The sequence below is a fragment of the Geodermatophilus siccatus genome (assembly GCF_900103785.1).
Classification (GTDB): Bacteria; Actinomycetota; Actinomycetes; order Mycobacteriales; family Geodermatophilaceae; genus Geodermatophilus; species Geodermatophilus siccatus.
This window is the reverse complement of record NZ_FNHE01000008.1, coordinates 169,443-189,272: the sequence shown is the minus strand read 5'-3', so window position 1 is coordinate 189,272 and position 19,830 is coordinate 169,443. Positions and strand designations below refer to the sequence as shown.

At 75.3% G+C, this 19,830-nt stretch carries 15 protein-coding genes; 7 read left to right on the top strand and 8 right to left on the bottom strand.

From position 1 onward, the window contains the following. Positions 1 to 122: 122 nt before the first annotated feature. Positions 123 to 1,481, bottom strand: a complete 1,359-nt coding sequence (gene gabT / locus BLS21_RS16015) for a 4-aminobutyrate--2-oxoglutarate transaminase (RefSeq protein WP_091220573.1) — start codon at positions 1,479 to 1,481, stop codon at positions 123 to 125. A 139-nt stretch (positions 1,482 to 1,620) separates the two neighbouring features. On the opposite strand from gabT, the gene BLS21_RS16010 reads away from it, so the two are divergent. After that, a complete protein-coding gene (locus BLS21_RS16010) occupies positions 1,621 to 3,129 on the top strand; it encodes a helix-turn-helix domain-containing protein (RefSeq protein ID WP_217636157.1) in 1,509 nt (502 codons plus the stop codon). A gap of 114 nt (positions 3,130 to 3,243) precedes the next feature. After that, a complete protein-coding gene (locus BLS21_RS16005; RefSeq protein ID WP_091220571.1) occupies positions 3,244 to 4,689 on the top strand; it encodes a gamma-aminobutyraldehyde dehydrogenase in 1,446 nt (481 codons plus the stop codon). 511 nt (positions 4,690 to 5,200) lie between these two features. Here BLS21_RS16005 and BLS21_RS16000 read toward each other — a convergent pair. Next, entirely contained in the window at positions 5,201 to 6,634 is a 1,434-nt protein-coding gene (locus BLS21_RS16000; RefSeq protein WP_091220560.1) for an aldehyde dehydrogenase family protein, read from the bottom strand. 170 nt (positions 6,635 to 6,804) lie between these two features. On the opposite strand from BLS21_RS16000, the gene BLS21_RS15995 reads away from it, so the two are divergent. From BLS21_RS15995 to BLS21_RS15980, 4 genes are read left to right on the top strand one after another with little or no spacing between them, the layout of a single operon-like run. Beyond that, the gene (locus tag BLS21_RS15995) at positions 6,805 to 8,145 is read left to right on the top strand and encodes an MFS transporter (RefSeq protein ID WP_091220558.1); all 1,341 of its coding nucleotides are present in this window, start codon (positions 6,805 to 6,807) and stop codon (positions 8,143 to 8,145) included. A gap of 41 nt (positions 8,146 to 8,186) precedes the next feature. Beyond that, positions 8,187 to 9,596, top strand: a complete 1,410-nt coding sequence (locus tag BLS21_RS15990) for an FAD-binding oxidoreductase (RefSeq protein ID WP_217636156.1) — start codon at positions 8,187 to 8,189, stop codon at positions 9,594 to 9,596. Then, positions 9,593 to 10,480 (top strand): alpha/beta fold hydrolase, encoded by an 888-nt coding sequence (locus tag BLS21_RS15985; RefSeq protein ID WP_091220557.1) that lies wholly within the window; start codon positions 9,593 to 9,595, stop codon positions 10,478 to 10,480. The genes BLS21_RS15990 and BLS21_RS15985 overlap by 4 nt, the downstream gene beginning before the upstream one ends. Before the next feature lie 20 nt (positions 10,481 to 10,500). After that, a complete protein-coding gene (locus tag BLS21_RS15980) occupies positions 10,501 to 11,079 on the top strand; it encodes an MBL fold metallo-hydrolase (RefSeq protein ID WP_091220526.1) in 579 nt (192 codons plus the stop codon). A gap of 117 nt (positions 11,080 to 11,196) precedes the next feature. Here BLS21_RS15980 and BLS21_RS15975 read toward each other — a convergent pair whose 3' ends face one another. From BLS21_RS15975 to BLS21_RS15950, 6 genes are all read right to left on the bottom strand, one after another. Further along, positions 11,197 to 11,958 carry an SDR family NAD(P)-dependent oxidoreductase gene (locus tag BLS21_RS15975; RefSeq protein ID WP_091220523.1) on the bottom strand — a complete coding sequence of 254 codons (762 nt, stop codon included), beginning with the start codon at positions 11,956 to 11,958 and terminating at the stop codon, positions 11,197 to 11,199. Positions 11,959 to 11,975: 17 nt separating this feature from the next. Further along, positions 11,976 to 13,046 carry a transketolase family protein gene (locus tag BLS21_RS15970; protein ID WP_245700476.1) on the bottom strand — a complete coding sequence of 357 codons (1,071 nt, stop codon included), beginning with the start codon at positions 13,044 to 13,046 and terminating at the stop codon, positions 11,976 to 11,978. Beyond that, the gene (locus tag BLS21_RS15965; RefSeq protein ID WP_091220515.1) at positions 13,043 to 13,918 is read right to left on the bottom strand and encodes a transketolase; all 876 of its coding nucleotides are present in this window, start codon (positions 13,916 to 13,918) and stop codon (positions 13,043 to 13,045) included. The genes BLS21_RS15970 and BLS21_RS15965 overlap by 4 nt, the downstream gene beginning before the upstream one ends. Positions 13,919 to 13,942: 24 nt before the next feature. Continuing rightward, a complete protein-coding gene (locus BLS21_RS15960; protein ID WP_091220514.1) occupies positions 13,943 to 15,367 on the bottom strand; it encodes an MFS transporter in 1,425 nt (474 codons plus the stop codon). A gap of 195 nt (positions 15,368 to 15,562) precedes the next feature. Next, a complete protein-coding gene (locus BLS21_RS15955; RefSeq protein ID WP_175479589.1) occupies positions 15,563 to 16,222 on the bottom strand; it encodes a GntR family transcriptional regulator in 660 nt (219 codons plus the stop codon). Between the two features lie 85 nt (positions 16,223 to 16,307). After that, complete coding sequence (locus tag BLS21_RS15950) at positions 16,308 to 17,249, bottom strand: phosphoglycerate dehydrogenase (RefSeq protein WP_091220510.1); 942 nt, start codon at positions 17,247 to 17,249, stop codon at positions 16,308 to 16,310. 115 nt (positions 17,250 to 17,364) lie between these two features. Here BLS21_RS15950 and BLS21_RS15945 point away from each other — a divergent pair, with 115 nt between their 5' ends. Then, positions 17,365 to 19,830: a beta-glucosidase family protein gene (locus BLS21_RS15945; RefSeq protein ID WP_217636155.1), complete on the top strand. Its 2,466-nt coding sequence runs from the start codon at positions 17,365 to 17,367 to the stop codon at positions 19,828 to 19,830.

Below are 19,830 nucleotides of genomic sequence, written 5' to 3'. Positions count from 1 at the left end.
GGTCAGCCGGCGGTGCCCACTGGCCGGCTTCCGCGACCCGGTGCGCTCCTCGCTCGCCGGCGCTCGCTGCGATGCTCCCGGGTCTGTCAGCCGGCGGTCGGCGCCGGCTGCGGCCGGGGCGCTCACTTCCCCGCGTGCGCGTCGAAGGCGGCGTCGAGGACGTCGAGCCCCTCGGTGAGCAGGTCCTGCCCGATGACCAGCGGGGGCAGGAAGCGCAGCACGTTGCTGTGCGTGCCGGCGGTCAGGGTGATGACGCCCTCGGCGTGGCAGGCCTTGGAGATCGCGTTGGTCAGCGCGGAGTCGGGCTCGTCGGTGCCCGGCTTGACCAGCTCGACGGCGAGCATCGCGCCGCGTCCGCGGACGTCGCCGACCACGCCGGTGCGCTCCTGGAGCGCGCGCAGCCGCGGCAGCATGGTGGCCTCGATCGCGCGCGCGGCGGCGTTCAGGTCCAGCTCCCGCATGGTGCGGATGCTGGCCAGCGCGGCGGCGCAGGACACCGGGTTGCCGCCGTAGGTGCCGCCCAGGCCACCGGTGTGCACGGCGTCCATCAGCTCGGCGCGGCCGGTCACCCCGGCCAGCGGCATCCCACCGGCGATGCCCTTGGCGGTGGTGATCAGGTCGGGGACGACGCCCTCGTGCTCCGAGGCGAACCAGGCGCCGGTGCGGCAGAAGCCGGTCTGCACCTCGTCGGCGATGAAGACCGCGCCCGAGCGGCGGCACCAGTCGGTCAGGGCGGACAGGAAGCCCGGCGCCGGGACGACGAAACCGCCCTCGCCCTGGATCGGCTCGATGAGCACGGCGGCCACGTTGGCGGCGCCGATCTGCGTCTCGATCAGGTCGATCGCCCGCGCGGCGGCCTGCTCGCCGGTCATCCCCGGTGCGTCGCGGTACGGGTAGGACATCGGCACCCGGTAGACCTCGCCGGCGAAGGGCCCGAAGCCGTGCTTGTACGGCATGTTCTTCGCCGTCAGGGCCATCGTGAGGTTGGTGCGGCCGTGGTAGGCGTGGTCGAAGACGACGACGGCGGAGCGGCCGGTGGCCACCCGGGCCACCTTGACCGCGTTCTCCACGGCCTCGGCGCCGGTGTTGAACAGCGCCGTGCGCTTCTCGTGGTCACCGGGGGTCAGCCGGTCGAGCTCCTCGGCGACGGCGACGTAGCCCTCGTACGGGCCGACCATGAAGCAGGTGTGGGTGAAGGCGGCGACCTGCGCCTGGACGGCGGCCACGACCTCGGGCGCGGCGTGGCCGACGTTGGTGACGGCGATGCCCGAGCCCAGGTCGATGAAGGAGTTGCCGTCGACGTCGACCACCACGCCGCCGGCCGCGCGCTCGACGTAGACCGGCAGGACGCTGCCCACGGCGGAGGTGACCGCGGCGGCGCGGCGGGCGGCCAGCTCGCGCGAGCGGGGACCGGGCAGCTCGGTGACGAGGCGCCGCTCCTGGGCGACGACGGGGTGGGGGCCGGTCAGCAGGTCGGTCATCGCTGTCTCCTCGTGGGGCCGGCCTCCCCCGACGGGGGAGGTCCTCGCGTCCAGGGTCCGTGGCGTGCGTCTCTCCCGGTACCGTCCGGATCGGCACTCCCGGGACGTCCGGGTGTCCAGATCGTCGAGAGGTCCTCCCGTGCCGGTCACCGTCGCGACCCTGCTCGGCACTCCGTCGCTCGCGCTGACGCTGCACACCCGCAGCGCACAGGTGGACCGCGCGATCTCCTGGGTGCACGTCAGCGAGCTCGCCGAACCCACACCGTTCCTCGAGGGCGGCGAGCTGCTGCTCACCACCGGCCTGGCGCTGACGCCCGGCATGGCCGACGGGTACGTCCGCCGGCTGGCCGGGGCCGGCGTGGTCGGCCTCGGCCTGGGCACCGGCCTCACCCACGCGGAGGTGCCCGCGGAACTGGTCGCCGCGGCCGACGAGCACGGCCTGGCGGTGCTCGAGGTGCCGCGGCAGACGCCGTTCATCGCCCTGTCGCGGGCGGTCTCCAGCGCACTGGCCGCCGAGGAGTACGCGGCGGTCACCCGGACGTCGACGGTGCAGCGCGAGCTGACCCGCGCCGCGGTCGCCCCCGGCGCTCCGGGCACCGTCGTGGACCGGCTGGCCCGGCACCTCGGCGGCTGGGCACTGCTGGTCGACGCCGCGGGGACGCCGCTGGAGGCAGCGCCGCCGTCCGCCCGGGGTCGCGCCGGCAGCCTGACGGGGGCGGTCGACCGGCTGCGCACGGCCCGGCCCCCGGCCGGCGCCGCGCTCACCCAGCCCGGCGAGACGGTGCTGCTGCAGTCGCTGGGCACCGGCTCGCGGGTCCGCGGCTTCCTCGCCGTCGGCCGGCCGGACCCCTTCTCGGCGGGCGACCGGCACGTGGTCAACGCGGCCGCGCTGCTGCTCACGCTGCGGCTGGAGCAGTCCCGCGCGCTCGACAGCGGCACCGCGGCGCTGCGGGCGGCGATCCTGCAGCTGCTGCTGGCCGGGCAGACCGCCGCGGCCGAGCCGGTGGTGGCGGCGCTGGGCGAGCGGCTCCCGGGCGAGCCGGTGCTGGCGCTGGCGGTGCTGGGCAGCCCCGAGCAGCGGGCCGCCGCCGTCGACGTGGCCGCCGACGCGGCCGCGCACGTCCGCGAGCCGGTGCTGTCGGCCGAGCTCGACGACGCCCTCGTCGTCCTGGTGCCGGCCGAGGGCCCGCTGGCCGGGCGGCTGGCCGACCTGCCCGAGCGGGTGCCCGGCGCCGTCCTCGGGACCGCGCCGCCGGTGCCGTGGGCGCGGCTCGCCGACGGCGTGCGCCAGGCCCGGCAGGCGGCCGGGCACGGCCGGGCCGCGGGACGGCCGGTCACCGCCTTCGCCGACCTGGCCGGCCGCGGACTGGCGGCCCTGCTCGACCCGGGCGCCACCACCGCGTTCGCCGAGGCCGCGCTGGCACCGCTGGCCGCGGCCGACCGGGCCGGCCCCGGCGACCTGGTGGAGTCGCTGCGCGTCTGGCTGGCCGCCCACGGGCAGTGGGAGCCGGCCGCGGCCCGCCTGGGCGTCCACCGGCACACGCTGCGCAAGCGGATCCGGCGGGCCGAGGAGCTGCTCGGCCGCGACCTGGACTCCCCCGGCGTCCGGGCCGAGCTCTGGCTGGCCCTGCACCCGCCGTCGTCCTGAGGAATCCGTCGCCAATGTGCCGTGAGGCTGGACAGATCGGCCGCCTGCAGTGACGATTGCCACCGGATCAGCGGTTCCGGGAACGCCGGGACGCCCGAACGAGAGGGACCTCCGGTGAGCGAGAAGCTCGAGCTGCGCAACTTCGTCGGCGGGGAGCACGTCGACGCCACCGACGGCCGCCGGGCCGACCTGGTGGACCCGGCCACCGGTGAGGTGTTCGCCTCGGCCCCGGTGTCGTCGGCCGAGGACGTCGACCGCGCCTACACCGCCGCGGCGCGGGCGTTCCCGGGCTGGCGGGACGCCACCCCGTCGGAGCGCTCCCTGGCGCTGTTCCGGCTCGCCGACGCGATCGAGGCGCACGGCGAGGAGCTGGTGGCGCTGGAGAGCCGCAACACCGGCAAGCCGCTCGGGCTGACCGCCAGCGAGGAGATCCCGCCGATGGTCGACCAGATCCGGTTCTTCGCCGGTGCCGCGCGCAACCTCGAGGGCAAGGCGGCCGCGGAGTACATGGCCGGCCACACGTCCTGGATCCGACGCGAGCCGGTCGGGGTCATCGGCCAGGTGACGCCGTGGAACTACCCGATGATGATGGCGGTCTGGAAGTTCGCGCCGGCGATCGCGGCCGGCAACACCGTCGTCCTCAAGCCCAGCGACACCACCCCGGCGACGACGCTGCGGATGGCCGAGCTGGCCGCCGAGTTCCTCCCGCCGGGCGTGTTCAACGTGGTCTGCGGCGACCGGGACACCGGCCGGGCGCTGGTCGAGCACCGCACCCCGCAGATGGTCTCGATCACCGGGTCGGTGCGGGCGGGCATGGCGGTGGCCGAGTCGGCCGCCCGCGACGTCAAGCGGGTGCACCTGGAGCTCGGCGGCAAGGCGCCGGTCGTCGTCTTCGACGACGCCGACCTCGAGGCCGCGGCCGAGGCCATCGCGGTCGCCGGCTACTTCAACGCCGGACAGGACTGCACCGCCGCCACCCGGGTGCTGGCCGGGCCGGGCATCCACGACGACTTCGTCGCGGCGCTGACCGAGCAGGCGAGGAACACCCGGACGACGTACGAGAACGGTGCCGGCGACGAGGACGCCCTGGTGCCGCCGGTGAACAACGCCAACCAGCTCGCGCACGTCACCGGGTTCCTCGACCGCGCACCCGACCACGCCGAGATCACCGCCGGTGGGCGCCGGCAGGGCGACCGCGGCTTCTTCGTCGAGCCGACCGTCGTGGCCGGGCTGCGGCAGGACGACGAGCTGGTGCAGAAGGAGGTCTTCGGGCCGGTCATCACCGTGCAGCGGTTCTCCGACGAGGAGCAGGCCCTCGCCTGGGCCAACGGGGTGGAGTACGGGCTGGCCTCCAGCGTCTGGACGAAGGACTTCGGCCGGGCGATGCGGATGAGCAAGGCGCTGGACTTCGGCTGCGTCTGGATCAACACGCACATCCCGCTGGTCGCCGAGATGCCGCACGGCGGCTTCAAGCACTCCGGCTACGGCAAGGACCTGTCCATGTACGGGTTCGAGGACTACACCCGCATCAAGCACGTCATGGCCAACCTCGACAGCTGATCGCCCGCAGGACGGCCCCGGGAGGACCCCTCCCGGGGCCGTTGCGCGTTCGGGGGCCCTACGCCCGGCCCACCGAGTTGATCATGGGGTGGTGCAGGCGACACGCGAGGACACGCCGCGCGAACCGGCGACAACCCCATGGTCGACTCTGCGGGGGGCGACGGGCAGCGGCTCAGCGCAGGTCGGGGACGGCACCTGGCCGCGGTGGCCCGGTCGCGGGGCCTGGAGGGTCCCCGACTGGGACACGGGCAGCGGCTCAGCGCAGGTCGGGGACGGCACGTGGCCGCGGTGGCCCGGTCGCGGGGCCCGGAGGGTCCCCGACCGGGACACGGGCAGCGGCTCAGCGCAGGTCGGGGACGGCACGTGGCCGCGGTGTCGTCCGGTAGGACGACGGAGAACAACGAGGCCCCGGTCCGATCGGACCGGGGCCTCGCCGCATCCCGGCCGCCTCGAGGTCGTCAGCGGCGGCCGGGGGGCCTGCGGCGTGCCGTGGTGCAGGACGACGGAGTGCTCAGACGTCGATGCCGGTGAGGACGAGGACGCGCTCCTCGGTGAGGTCCTCCATCGCCGCGTGCACGCCCTCGCGGCCGGTGCCGGAGTCCTTCACACCGCCGTAGGGCATCTGGTCGGCGCGGAAGCTCGGGACGTCGCCGACCACCACTCCCCCGACCTCGAGCACCGAGGCCGCGCGGAAGGCCACCTGCAGGTCGCGGGTGAAGACGCCGGTCTGCAGCCCGAAGCGGCTGTCGTTCACCCGGGCGAACGCCTCGTCCACGGAGTCCACGGTGTCCAGGACGACGACCGGCCCGAACACCTCCTCGCAGGAAACCTTCGCGTCGGTCGGGACGTCGGTGAGCACCGTGGGTGCGTAGGTGGCGCCGTCGCGGGTGCCGCCGGTGAGCACGCGGGCGCCCGCGGCCACGGCCTCGTCGACCCAGCTCTCCACCCGCCGGGCGGCCCGCTCGTCGATCAGCGGCCCGACGTCGGTCGCCGGGTCGGTCGGGATGCCGGTGACCAGCTTCTCCACGGCCTCCACCACGCGGGTGGTCAGCGCGTCGGCGACCGCCCGGTGGGCGAACACCCGCTGCACCGAGATGCAGGACTGCCCGGCCTGGTACATCGCGAAGGTCGCGATGCGGGAGGCGGCCCGGTCCAGCGCCGCGTCGTCCTGGTCGGGGGCGACGACGACCGCGGCGTTGCCGCCGAGCTCGAGGGTGACGTGCTTGCGCGGCGCGGACTCGCGGATCGACCAGCCGACCGGCACCGACCCGGTGAAGGAGACGACCGGCAGCCGCGGGTCCTGCACCAGCGCTGCGGCGACCTCGTTGGGCACCGGCAGCACCGACCAGGCGCCGGCCGGCAGCTCGGTCTCGGCCAGGATCTCGCCGAGCAGCAGCGCCGACAGCGGCGTCGCGGGGGCGGGCTTGACGACGATCGGCGCCCCGGCGGCGATCGCCGGCGCCACCTTGTGCGCCACCAGGTTGAGCGGGAAGTTGAACGGCGCGATGCCCAGCACCGGGCCGCGCGGCACCCGCCGCACCAGCGCCATCCGCCCGGTCGCGGCCGGGTCGGTGTCCAGCCGCTGCAGGCTGCCCGACCAGCGCCGCGCCTCCTCCGCGCCCCAGCGGAAGGTCGACACCGCACGGGCCACCTCGAGCCGGGCCCACTTGAGCGGCTTGCCGGACTCCGCGGTGATCAGCGCGGCGACCTCCTCGCTGCGCTCGGCCAGCCGCCGGGACACGTGGTCGAGGGCGGCGGCCCGCGCGTGGGCGGGGAGCGCGGCACAGGCGGCGCGGGCGGCGTGGGCGGCCGACACCGCGGCCTCGACGTCCTCGGCGGTGGCGTTCGTCGTCCGGCCCGCCTCGGCGCCGTCGAACGGCGAGCGCACCTCGACGACGTCGGTGCCGGTCCGGGGCCGGCCGGCGACCCAGTAGGGGGTGGTCATGCGTCCTCCTCGGGACGTGGGCGGTGTCCCCGCTGAATGTGCGAGACCCGGCGCCACCGGGCCAGTGCCGGTCCGTCCACCCGGAGGGGTCCCGACGCGCCGACCTGGCACGCGAGCCAGCGGCTCTACCGTGACCGCGGACACCCGCACGGACGTCGTCTGGAGGAGCCGTGGCCCACACCGAGACCGACCCGGTCGGGAGGAGCGCGCTGCGCAAGGTCGCGTGGCGGCTGGTGCCCTTCCTCGGGCTCCTCTACTTCGTCAACTACCTCGACCGCACCAACATCGGCTTCGCCAAGCTCACGATGAGCGAGGACCTGGGGCTGACCGAGACGATGTTCGGGTTGGCGTCGGGGCTGTTCTTCATCGGTTATCTGCTCTTCGAGGTCCCGAGCAACCTGGCGCTGCACCGCTTCGGCGCCCGGCGCTGGATCGCCCGGATCATGGTCAGCTGGGGGATCGTCGCCAGCGCGATGGCCTTCGTCGACTCGGCGGGCTGGTTGTACGCGCTGCGGGTGCTGCTCGGCGTCGCCGAGGCCGGCTTCTTCCCCGGGGTCCTGCTCTACCTGACCTGGTGGCTGCCGCGGGCCCAGCGGGTGCAGCTGATCGGGGCCTTCCTGGTGGCCGTCCCGCTCTCCTCGGCCCTGGGGGCACCGCTGTCGGGCGCGATCATCCAGTACGCCGACGGGCTGTTCGGCCTGGAGGGCTGGCGGGTGATGTTCCTCGTCGAGGGCCTGCCCGCCGTGCTGCTCGGGGTCGCGTGCTGGTTCTACCTGACCGACCGCCCCGAGGACGCCCGCTGGCTCACCGCCGAGGAGCGGACCTGGCTGGCCCGGACCATCGCCGCCGAGGGCGAGACGTCCGGCCCGCGGGAGGCCTCCCCGTGGCGGGCGATGGCCGACCTGCGGGTGGTCGGTCTCGGCTTCGTCTACTTCGGCGTCGTCTACGGCCTGTACGCGGTCTCGTTCTTCCTGCCGACCGTGGTGGCGGGCTTCGCGGAGCGCTTCGACGCCAGCTACTCGATCTTCGAGACCGGCGCCATCGTCGCGGTCCCGTTCCTCGCCGGCGCGCTCACGATGGTGCTGTGGAGCCGGCACTCCGACCGGACGGGCGAGCGCCGCTGGCACCTGGCCCTCCCGGCGGCGCTGGGCGGGGTGACCATCCCGGTGGCCCTCTACCTCGACTCGCCGTTCACCGTCATGGCCGTCATCACCCTGACCGCGGTCGGCATCTGCTGCGCGCTGCCGGTGTTCTGGCACTTCCCGCCGCTGTTCCTCGCCGGCGCCGGGGCCGCAGCAGGCATCGCGCTGATCAACTCCCTGGGCAACACCGCCGGCTTCGCCGCCCCCTACATCACCGGGTGGGTCTCCGACGCCACCGGCAGCATCCGGCCCGCGCTGTGGCTGGTCGGCATCGCCATGCTGCTGTCGGCGGCCGGCGCCCTCCTGCTGTCGCGCCGCCGGGCACCCGTCGCGACGACGGCGGGCGGGCGCGACGCGGTGCTCGGCTGAGCCCCGGTGCGCGGGCGGGCCGCGGTGCTTGACTGAGGGGCGTGACACAGGCTCCCGCACTGCAGTCCGGCGTCGTGGCCGCCCTGCTGGCCGCCCTCCCGGCCGACCGCGTCCTGTCCGACGACGACGTCGTCGGCTCCTACGTCCACGACGAGGCCGAGTGGGCGCCCCACGGCGCGCCGGTGGCCGTCGTCCGCCCCCGGTCCACGGCCGAGGTGCAGGCCGTGGTGCGCGCCTGCCTGGCGCACCGGACGCCGCTGGTGCCGCGCGGCGCCGGCACCGGCCTGTCCGGCGGGGCGAACGCCGTCGACGGGTGCGTCGTGCTGTCCACCGAGCACATGCGGGACGTGGTCGCCATCGACCCGGTGGAGCGCTACGCCGTCGTCCAGCCCGGCGTGGTCAACGACGACCTGCGCGCCGCCTGCGCCGAGCAGGGCCTGTGGTACCCGCCGGACCCGGCCAGCTCCCCCTGGTCGACCATCGGCGGCAACGTGGCCACCAACGCCGGCGGCGTGTGCTGCGTGAAGTACGGCGTGACCCGCGACTACGTGCTCGAGCTCGAGGTGGTCAACGGGCTCGGCGAGGTCGTGCGGCTCGGGCGGCGCACCGCGAAGGGCGTGGTCGGCTACGACATGGTCGGGCTGGTGGTCGGCTCCGAGGGCACCCTCGGCGTGGTCACCGAGGTGACCGTGCGGCTGCGGCCGGCGCGGGCGCCGGAGCGGACCGTCGTCGGCTACTTCGACTCCGTGGTCGACGCCGGCCGCGCGGTCGAGGCGCTCGGCGCGGCGGGGGTGACGCCCTCGGCGCTGGAGCTGGTCGACCGGCACTGCCTGGCCGCCGTCGACGAGTGGAAGAACATGGGCCTGTCGGTCGACGCCGCCGTGGTGCTGCTCGGCCGCACCGACGCCCCCGGCCCGGCCGGCGACGCCGAGGCCGACGCGATGCTGCGCAGCTTCGAGCTCGGCGGTGCCACGTGGGCCGCGGCGTCCACCGACCCGGCCGAGGCCGAGGCGCTGTTCGCCGCGCGCCGGCTGGCCTACCCGGCGCTGGAGCGGCTGGGCCCCCTGCTGACCGAGGACGTCTGCGTGCCCAAGGCCGCCGTCCCGGAGATGCTCGCCCGGATCGAGGCGGCCGCCGCCCGCAACGACGTGCTCATCGCCAACATCGCGCACGCCGGCGACGGCAACCTGCACCCGCTGCTCATCACCCCGCCCGGCGACGCCGAGGCGCGGGCCCGGGCGCAGGTCGCGTTCGGCGAGATCATGCGCGACGCCGTGGCGCTGGGCGGGACGGTGACCGGCGAGCACGGCGTCGGCCTGCTCAAGCGCGACGGGCTGGCGGTCGAGCTGGCCCCGGAGGTGGTCGCCATGCAGCGCGCGGTCAAGGCCGCGCTCGACCCGCACGGCATCCTCAACCCCGGGAAGGTCTTCCCCGACGCGGTGCCCGCGTGAGCGCCGACGACTTCTCCCAGCACGTCGAGGTCCGGCGGCCCGGCGGCCGCTGCGTGCACGCCTGGCGGCGACCGGGCAGCACCCGTCCGGTGCTGGGGATCCACGGCCTCAGCAGCACCTCGCGGCTGTGGTCCTGGACCCTCGCCGCGGCGCCGGACGTCGACCTCGTCGCCGCCGACCTCAGCGGCCGCGGGTCGAGCACGCCGCGACCGGACGCCTCGACCCTGGCCGGGCACGTCGCCGACCAGCTCGCCGTCCTCGACGCGCTGGGGCTGGAGACCGTCGACGTCCTCGGCATGTCGCTGGGCGGCTTCATCGCCGTGCAGCTCGCGGTCACCGCACCGGAGCGGGTGCGCAGCCTGACCCTGCTCGACGGCGGGCCGCCGACGGTGCGCCGGCCCACCAGCCGCGAGCAGCTGGAGGCGGCCTTCGCCGACCGCACCGCCCGGCTGGGCACCGACTGGCCCGACCTGGCGAGCTACGTCGACGTCGTCGTCGCGCACACCGCGCCGCTGCTCGACCCCGCCGACCCGCACCTGGCCACCTGCCTGGCGCACGACCTGGAGCGCGGCCGGGACGGCGGCCGGGTGCGGCTGGACGGCCGGGCGCTGGTCGACGACGCCGCGGACGTCTTCCTCACCGACACGGCCGCCGACGCGCTGCGCCGGCTCTCGGTGCCCACGCAGCTGCTGCACGCCGAGTGGAGCGTCGGCGCCGGGTCACCGCCGGCCTACACCGACGACGAGGTCGCCGCGGTGGTGGCCGCGTCGGACGGCCTGGTGACGGCGGAGCTGCTGCCCGGGCACGACCACGCGGGTGTGGTGATGACCGACTCCGGGGCGGCCGCCTCGGTGCGGGCGCTGCGCCGCTCGCTGGCGGGCTGAGCCCGGGTTACGGTCCGCGGGTGGCCGACCTCTCCCGCACCGCCCGCGTCGACGTCCTGGTCGAGGGCTACGCCCGCCTGCCGCACGTGGCGGGAACGGTGAGCCTGGTGCGCGACGCCGGGCGGGTGGTGGTCGTCGACCCCGGCATGGTGGCCGACCGGGAGCTCATCCTGCGGCCGCTGCGCGAGCTCGGCGTCGCGCCCGAGGACATCACCGACGTCGTCCTCAGCCACCACCACCTCGACCACACGCTCAACGTGGCGCTGTTCCCCGTGGTGCCGGTGCACGACTTCCAGTCGGTGATCGAGGGCGACGTGTTCACCCGGCGGGCTGCCGACGGCGTCGACCTCACCCCCTCGGTGCGCCTGCTGGCCACGCCGGGGCACACCCCGCAGGACGTCACGACGCTGGTGGGCACGCCCGACGACGTCGTCGCGCTCACCCACCTGTGGTGGACCGGCGAGGGCCCGGCCGACGACCCCTACTCCCCCGACCGCGACGAGCTGCGACGCCAGCGGGAGCGGGTGCTCGAGCTCGCCACGCTCGTCGTCCCCGGCCACGGCGCGCCGTTCCGCCCGAGCGGGGCGACACCCCGCTGAGCCACCGCCGGCGCGGCCCGCCCCCCGGAGGGGACGGGCCGCGCCGGCAGGAGGCCGGGGACCGGCCCCGTCCAGAGGCTCGCCGCGAGCTCGCGAGCGGTGAGGAGGACGGGGTCCTCAGTGGATGTGCGACCCGCCGTTGACGTCGTAGGTCGCGCCGGTGACGTAGCCGGTCTCCTCCCGGCACAGGTAGGTGATGAGGTCGGCGACGTCGGCGACCCGGCCGTTGCGGCCCACGGGGATCCCGGCGACCAGCTCCGCCTTGCGCTCCCCCTCCAGCGCGCCGCCGGTGATGTCGGTGTCGATGAGCCCCGGCGCGACGGCGTTCACGGTGATGCCGTGCGGCCCGAGCTCGCGGGCCAGCGCCCGGGTGAAGCCGAGCTCGGCGGCCTTGGCGGCGGAGTAGGCCACCCCGCCGAAGACCCCGCCACCCCGCTCGGCGGAGACCGAGGAGAGGAAGACGATGCGGCCGAAGCCGCGCTCGGCCATGCCGGGCGCGAGGCGGCGGGTCACGTTGAACGCCCCTCGCACGTTGACCGCGAAGATGCGGTCCCACTCCTCGCCGCTGACCTCGAGGAAGGGCGTCGGCGAGGTGATGCCGGCGTTGTTCACCAGGGCCCCGACCGGGGGCAGCGCGCCGTCGAGGACGGTCAGCGCGTTCTCCACGGAGGCCTCGTCGGTGATGTCGCAGCCCACGCCCACGGCCTGGACGCGGTTGCGCTCGGCCACCTCGTGGGCGGCGTCCTTGGCGCTGGCCTCGTCGAGGTCGAGGATCGCGACGTTCCAGCCGGCGGCGGCCAGGGTGTGGGCGGTGGCGCGGCCGATGCCGCGCTTGGAGCCGGCGCCGGTGATGACGACGGTCTTGTCGGAGACGGACACGGGTTCCTCCAGGGATCTCAGGCGGTGGCGGGGGCGGGGTCGGCAGGTGCTGCTGCGACGTGCGGGGACGTCGGCGGGCGGTGCCCGGCGGGACCGCTGAGCTCGTCCCGGACCCGGGCGACGACGGCGTCGGTCGACAGGCCGTAGCGGTCGTGCAGCGTGGGCAGGGCGCCGGCGGCGAGGAACTCGTCGGGCAGGGCGATGGGCACCACGCGGGTACCCACCCCGGCGAAGGCCAGGGTGGAGGCGACCGACTCGGCGAGGCCGCCGACGACGGTGTGGTTCTCCAGCGTGACGACGAGCCGGTCGGTGCGGGCGCCCCGCAGGATCGCCTCGGTGTCCAGCGGCTTGATCGTCGGCACGTGCAGCACGGCGACGTCCACGTGATCGGCCTCGAGCCGGGCCGCGGCCTGCAGCGCCCGCATCGTCATCAGCCCGGTCGAGATGAGGACGACGTCCCGCCCGGTGCGCAGCTCGGCGGCCTTGCCCAGCTCGAAGCGGTAGTCGTACTCGTCCAGCACCGTCGGGACCGCCCCGCGGAGCAGCCGCAGATAGGTGGGGCCGGGGGCGTCGGCCAGCGCGGGCACGGCCTGCTCGATGTCGACCGAGTCGCAGGGGTCGACGATGGTGAGGTTGGGGCAGCCGCGGAGGATCGCCAGGTCCTCGGTGGCCTGGTGGCTCGGCCCGTACCCGGTGGTGAGGCCGGGCAGCGCGCCGACGACGTTGACGTTCAGGTTCGGCTCGGCGATGTCCAGGCAGAGGAAGTCGTAGGCCCGCCGGGTGGCGAACACCGAGTAGGTGGAGGCAAACGGCACCAGCCCGACCTCCGCCATGCCGGCCGCCGTCCCGAGCAGCGACTGCTCGGCCATGCCCATCTGGAAGAACCGGTCCGGGTGGGCGTCGCGGAACACGTGCATGTCGGTGTACTTGGCCAGGTCGGCCGACAGCCCGACGATCTCGGGCCGCTGCTCGGCCAGCCGGTTGAGCGCGTGCCCGAACGGTGCGCTGGTGGTGCGCTGACCGGGGTCGGCGAACGAGGCGATCATCGCCGAGGTGGTGAGCCGCTTCTTCGGCGTGGTGCTGGTCATCGGGTCGTCCCCTCCTGCAGTTGGTCGCGGGCGATCTGCCACTCGTGCTCCTCGACCCGCATGAAGTGGGCCTTCTCCCGGCCCTCGAGCAGCGGCACCCCGCGACCGATGCGGGTGTCGCAGACGAGCACCCCCGGCGAGCCGCGGTGCGCGCGGAGCTCGTCGAGGGCGTCGACGAGCGCGGCGACGTCGTTGCCGTCGACGCGCAGGGCGTGCCAGCCGAAGGCCCGCCACTTGTCGGTCACCGGCTCGGTGCGCAGCACGCCGGCGGTGGGGCCGTCGGCCTGCAGCGCGTTGACGTCGACGATCGCGGTGACGTTGTCCAGGCCGTGGTGGGCGCAGGCCAGCGCGGCCTCCCAGGTCGAGCCCTCGTCCAGCTCGCCGTCGGAGAGCAGGTTGTAGACCCGCGCCCCGTTGCCCTGGTGGCGCAGCCCGATCGCCATGCCGGCGGCCACGGCCAGCCCGTGGCCGAGCGACCCGCCGGAGATCTCCACGCCGGGCGTGTAGGAGGCCATGGCCGACATCGGCAGCCGGGAGTCGTCCGAGCCGTAGGTCTCCAGCTCCTCGGCCGGGATCGTGCCGGCCTCGGCCAGCGCCGCGTAGAGGGCGATGGCGTAGTGGCCGATGGAGAGCAGGAAGCGGTCCCGGGCGGGCCAGTGCGGGTCCTCCGGGCGGTACCGGAGCTGGTCGGTGTAGACGGCGGCCAGGACGTCGGCCACGCCGAGCGCCTGCCCGATGTAGCCCTGGCCCTGCACCTCCCCCATGTCCAGGGCGTTGCGGCGGATCCGGTACGCGGCCTGGCGGATGCGCTCGATCCGCTCCGCCCGGTCCCCGGCGGCCGGTGCGGCCTGCGGTGTGGTCAGCGAGGTCATGTCGTGCTCCTCTCGGGAGTGAGCTCAGTCGGTCGCCGAGTCGGCCGTCGGCCGGTGCTCGGACGTCCGGGTCCGGGGGGTGGGGACGGCGGCTTCGGCGGCGAGGGTGCGCTCGAGCACGGCGACCTCTTCCCGCTCGGCGCGGCCCCAGGTCTCCCTGGTCGACAGGGTGGCGACCAGGCCGAGGAGGCCGTAGCCCATGAACAGCAGGGCCGGGCCGATCCAGCCGTAGGTCCCGTAGAGGGCGGCGGCGATCAGCGGGGTGAACCCGGACACGACCGCCGACATCTGGTAGGCCAGCGACGCGCCCGTGGTGCGGGTCTTGGTCGCGAACAGCTCGGAGAACCAGGCGCCCTGCACCCCGGCCAGCGAGTTCTGCAGGACCGCGTAGCTGACGACGAAGGCGATGACGATCGCCACGGCTGCGCCGGTGTTGACCGTGAGGAACAGCGGGATGCCCCACAGCACGTGCAGCGCGGTGCCCAGCAGGTACACGGGGCGCCGTCCGATGCGGTCGGTCAGCGCGCCCCAGTAGGTGGTGGCGAAGATGCCGATCGCGGCGGCGATCATCGTCCCGGTGAGGGTGACCGACCGGTCGGCCAGCCCCTCGGCGGCGACGTAGGAGAGCATGAACGTGACCGACACCGCGTAGCCGGCGGTCTCGGTGATCCGCAGGCAGAAGGCGCGCAGGATGTTGCGCCAGTCGTCGCGGAGCACCTCGAGGAGCGGGTTCTTGGAGAGCTCGCCCTCCTCCTTGAGCTCCTCGAACTCCGGCGACTCCTCGACCTTGAGCCGGATCACGATGCCCACGACGATCAGCACGGCCGACAGCAGGAACGGCACCCGCCACGCCCACGAGCCGCCCAGCGGGACGCTGGCCAGGAAGGCCAGGTTGGCCAGCAGCAGCCCGACCGGGAAGCCGGCCTGCGTGATGCCGGTGTACAGGCCCTTCTTGCGCCAGGGGGCGTGTTCGAAGCACATGAGGATCGCCCCGCCCCACTCCGCGCCGAACGCCAGCCCCTGCACCACGCGCACCGCGACGAGCAGGACCCCGGCCCAGACGCCGACCTGGTCGTAGGTGGGCAGGCAGCCGATGAGGACCGTCGCGATCCCCATGAGCAGCAGGGAGCCGACGAGAACGGGCTTGCGGCCGATCTTGTCGCCGAGGTAGCCGCCGATGATGCCGCCGAGCGGGCGGACGGCGAAGCCGATGCCCAGCGTGGCGAAGGACAGCAGCGTGCTCGACAGCGGGTCGTCGGCCGGGAAGAAGGCGGTGTTGAAGTACAGCGCCGCCGCGATGCCGAAGCCGATGAAGTCGTAGGTCTCGATCGTCGCGCCGACCGAACAGCCGATGGCGACCTTCTTCTTCTCCGGCGTCCCCTCGATCGGGTGCCAGGCGGCGACCTCCTCGAGGTGCGGATCGCGGACGGGTGGGTGCCGCTCGGTCACGGTGACCTCCAGTGGGCGGTGGGCGTCGGATCCCCGTTGTCCGTCGACTGTTGACAGTCAACTGCCGACTAGAGTGGGTGGCGGCCGTCACGGTGTCAAGGGTCACTTCCGGCCGCCTGCGTCGGCGCAGGTCAGCCCGGAGGCAGCACGACGGAGGAGGCGGCCGTCGGCGGCCGCCCCCTCAGGTCGGGAGGCTCAGGAGGACTCGGTGGCCCGCGCGAAGTGCTCCGCGGCGCCGGCCATGTGCTCGTCGACGACCCGCACGGCGGCCTCGACGTCCCCGCGCTCGATGGCCTCGACGATCGGCACGTGCCGGTCGCGGGCCATCATCGGCGCCTGCCAGGCCGCGCCGTTGAGGATGGCGACCCGCATCCGGCCCTCGAGCCGCTGCCAGGCCTCGACCAGCATGGAGTTGCCCGACAGCCGGCAGAGCAGCAGGTGGAACGCCAGGTCGGCCTCCATCCGCGCGGCCGGCTCGCCCTCGTCGGAGAGCCGCTCCACGGCCGTCCGCAGCGTCTCGGCGGCGGCCTCCCGCCGCGGCGAGGCGATGACCTCCCGGACGGCGAGCCCCTCGAGGGCGGCGCGGACGCGGAAGAGCTCGTGCACCTCGGCGGAGGACAGGCTGTTGACCCGCAGCATGCCGCGGTTGCCGGCGGTGACCAGCCCCTCCTGCTGGAGGTGCCGCAGCGCCTCGCGCACCGTGCCGCGACTGACCCCGAGCGACCCCGCCAGCTCGACCTCCCCGAGGTGGTCACCGGGCCGGTACCGGCCGGAGAGGATGGCCGACCGGAGCGCCTCGAGGGACCGCTCGCGCAGCGTGCTCCGGTCCAGTGCCGACAGTGACTCAACGCTCACGCAGCAGCCTCCTCGTCGACCGTCATCGTAGCCGCGCCGTCCCGGCGGTCGTGCCGACTGTCGACAGTGTTCCCCCCTCGGGGGGTCAGCGCGCCACGACGTTGCGCAGCTCGCGCCCGGCGAGCAGGGCCTCCAGGTTGGTGCCGACGAGCTCGTCGGCACCGACCGGCCGGCCGCCGGCGGCGTGCGGGGTGAGCAGCAGGTTCGGCGCGTCCCACAGCGGGGAGTCGGCCGGCAGCGGCTCCACCTCCGTGACGTCGAGCGCGGCACCGGCGATGCCCCCCTCGGTGAGCGCGGCGACGAGGGCGGGCTCGTCGACCGTCGTCCCCCGGCCGACGTTCACGACGAGCGCGTGCCGCGGCAGCGCGGCCAGCCGGGCGGCGTCCAGCGCGTGGGTCGTGGCCTCGGTGGCGGGCAGGATCATCACCAGGACGTCGGTCCGCCGGAGCTCGTCCTCCAGCTCGTCCTGGGCGACGACGGGGAACCCGGCCCGCTCCCCCGCGCTGCGCCCCACGCCCCGCACCTGCGCGCCGAGGGCCTGCAGCAGCGGTGCCAGGTGCTGCCCGATGTTGCCGAAGCCCCACACGAGCACCCGGGCGCCGAGCAGGGTGGTCACCCGGCCGTCGGGGTGCAGCGGCTGCAGCCCGCCGAGCTCGTCGGCCCAGCGGTGCCCGGCCTGCGCGGCGATCGCCTCCGGGAGCCGGCGCAGCAGCGCGAGCACCAGGGCGAGGGCGTGCTCGGTGACCGGCCGGTCGTGCAGTCCCACGCCGGAGGTCACGACGACGTCCTCCGGGAAGCCCGCGCCCAGGACGACGTCCGGCCCGGCCGCCAGGGTCTGCACCCAGCGCAGCCCCGGCATCCGGCCGGCGACGGCGCGCAGGTCGCCCGGGCGGTTGCCCCACACCACCAGCGCCTCGGCGTCGAGGTGCTCGTCGGGCACCGGGGCCGCGGCGTCGTAGCGCACCGCCTCGACCCCCTCGGGCAGAGCGGGGTCCAGCGGCACGGAGTCGGGCAGCAGCAGCTTCACGGGGACCACCCTGCCCGAGGGACGACGTCCGGCGCACGGCGCTCCGGTTGACCGCGCCCGTCGGACCGAACTAGACCTTGCGGTGGCCTGCCCTGCCGAGGAGGGAACGCACCCGGTGCACGACGACGACCTGCGCGCGCGGCTCGAGCGGCTGGACCTCGAGCAGCAGGTGCGCCTGCTCACCGGGGCGGACTTCTGGTCGCTGCACCCCGAGCCGGTCGCGGGGCTGCGCCGCCTCGTCGTCTCGGACGGTCCGGCCGGCGTCCGCGGCGAGCGCTGGGACGAGCGGGACTCCTCCGCGAACGTCCCCTCCCCCACGGCGCTGGCCGCGACCTGGGACGTCGACCGCGTCGAGCGCCTGGGCCGGCTGCTGGCCGCGGAGGCCCGGCGCCGGGGCGTCGACGTGCTGCTCGCCCCGACCGTCAACCTGCACCGCACCCCCTACGGCGGGCGACACTTCGAGTGCTTCAGCGAGGACCCGCTGCTCACCGGCCGGATCGGCGTCGCCTACGTCCGCGGGCTGCAGGAGGAGGGCGTCGGGGCCAGCGTGAAGCACTTCGTCGCCAACGACCAGGAGACCGAGCGCTTCTCCGCCGACGTCCGGGTCGACGAGCGCGTGCTGCGCGAGGTGTACCTGGCGCCCTTCGAGGCGATCGTGCGGGAGGGCGGCGTCTGGGCGGTCATGGCGGCCTACAACGGCGTCAACGGGACGACGATGACCGAGAGCCCGCTGCAGCGCGACGTCCTCAAGGGCGAGTGGGGCTTCGACGGGGTCGTCGTCTCCGACTGGTTCGCCGCCAGGTCGCTCGCCGCGGCCGGGGACGGGCTGCTGGACCTGGTGATGCCCGGTCCGCGGAGCCCCTGGGGGGAGGCCCTCGTCGCGGCGGTGCGCGCCGGGGAGGTGCCGGAGTCCGCGGTCGAGGACAAGGTGCTGCGGGTGCTCCGGCTGGCCGGGCGGGTCGGCGCCCTGGAGGGGGTCGCCGGCCGGGACGCCACCGCCTGGACCGCCGAGGAGGTCGGCGCGGAGCTGCGGGCCACCGCCGCGGCGGGCTTCGTCCTGGCCCGCAACGAGCCGGCCGGCTCCGCGGAGGGCCCCCTGCTGCCGCTCGAGCGGAGCCGGTTGCGGCGGGTCGCCGTCCTCGGGCCCAACGCGGTCGAGGCCCGCACCCTCGGCGGCGGCAGTGCGACGGTGTTCCCGCCGTACACCGTCTCCCCGCTGGCCGGGCTGCGCGCCGCCCTCGGGTCGGACGTCGAGGTCGTGCACGGCCGCGGCGGCCGCAGCACGCACCGCCTGCCGCCGGCGGACCCCGACATGCTGCGCCGCCCCGACGGCGGCCGGGGCGTGGAGGTGCGCTTCCTCGACGCGGAGGGCGCCGTGCTCGGCACCGAGACGCGCGAGGCGGCGGCCTTCACCGGGCTGGGCTCCTACGGCCCGGACCTGCCGATGGACCGGGTGCGGGCGGTGGAGGTGCGCACCCGCGTGCGGGCCGAGGAGGACGGCCCCCACCGGATCGGCGCCTCCGGCGTGGGCTCGTTCCGGGTCACGGTCGGCGGGGAGGTCCGCCTGGACACCCGGATCGGCCTGCCGCCGGGCGCGGACCCCGTCGAGGGCATGATGCGGCCCCCGCAGGCGTCCGGAGCCGTGGAACTGCGGGCCGGTGAGGAGGTCGAGGTCGTCGTCGGCCACGTGCCGGAGCCGGCCGGGGGCGTCGAGGGCACGGCCGTGGAGTCGGTGACGGTCCAGGTCCACGCCGCCCGCGACACCGACGACGACGCCGAGCTCGAGCAGGCCGTGGCGCTGGCCCGGGACGCCGACGTGGCCGTCGTCGTCGTGGGGACCACCGAGGAGGTGGAGAGCGAGGGCTTCGACCGCACCTCGCTCGCGCTGCCGGGCCGGCAGGACGAGCTGGTCCGCCGGGTGGTCGAGGCCAACCCGCGCACGGTGGTGGTCGTCAACTCCGGCGCCCCGGTGCTGCTGCCGTGGGCCGGCGACGTGCCGGCGGTGCTGCTGACCTGGTTCCCGGGGCAGGAGTGCGGCAACGCCCTCGCCGACGTCCTCCTCGGGGCCGTCGAGCCCGGCGGCCGGCTGCCGGTCACCTGGCCGGCCGACGAGGCGGGCCTGCCCTCCCCGCGACCGGTCGACGGGACGCTGCGCTACGACGAGGGCCTGTTCGTCGGCCACCGCGGCCACGACCGCGACGGCCGGGAGCCGCGGTTCCGGTTCGGCTCCGGTCTCGGCTACACCGCGTGGGAGTACCTGTCCGCCGAGGGGGGCGCCTCGGCGGTCACCGTGCGGCTGCGCAACACCGGCAGCCGGCGGGGGCGGGAGGTCGTGCAGGTCTACGCCGCCCGGCCGGACGGCGCGGTCGAGCGGCCGGTCCGCTGGCTGGCCGGCTTCGCCGTGGCAGAGGCCGCCCCGGCGGAGGAGGTGGCGGTGACGGTGGAGCTGCCCGAGCGCGCCTACCGGCACTGGGACGAGACCGGGCACCGCTGGGCCACCGAGGCGGGTGTCTTCCGGCTGCACGTGGGGCCGTTGTCCGGCGTCCTGCCGCTGGCGCTCGACGTGCACGTGCCGGGCTGA

Coding starts and splice junctions, on each gene's coding strand:
- gabT (WP_091220573.1), bottom strand. CDS start 1,481: ATGACCGACCTGCTGACCGGCCCCCACCCCGTCGTCGCCCAGGAGCGG.
- BLS21_RS16000 (WP_091220560.1), bottom strand. CDS start 6,634: ATGACCACCCCCTACTGGGTCGCCGGCCGGCCCCGGACCGGCACCGAC.
- BLS21_RS15970 (WP_245700476.1), bottom strand. CDS start 13,046: ATGACCAGCACCACGCCGAAGAAGCGGCTCACCACCTCGGCGATGATC.
- BLS21_RS15965 (WP_091220515.1), bottom strand. CDS start 13,918: ATGACCTCGCTGACCACACCGCAGGCCGCACCGGCCGCCGGGGACCGG.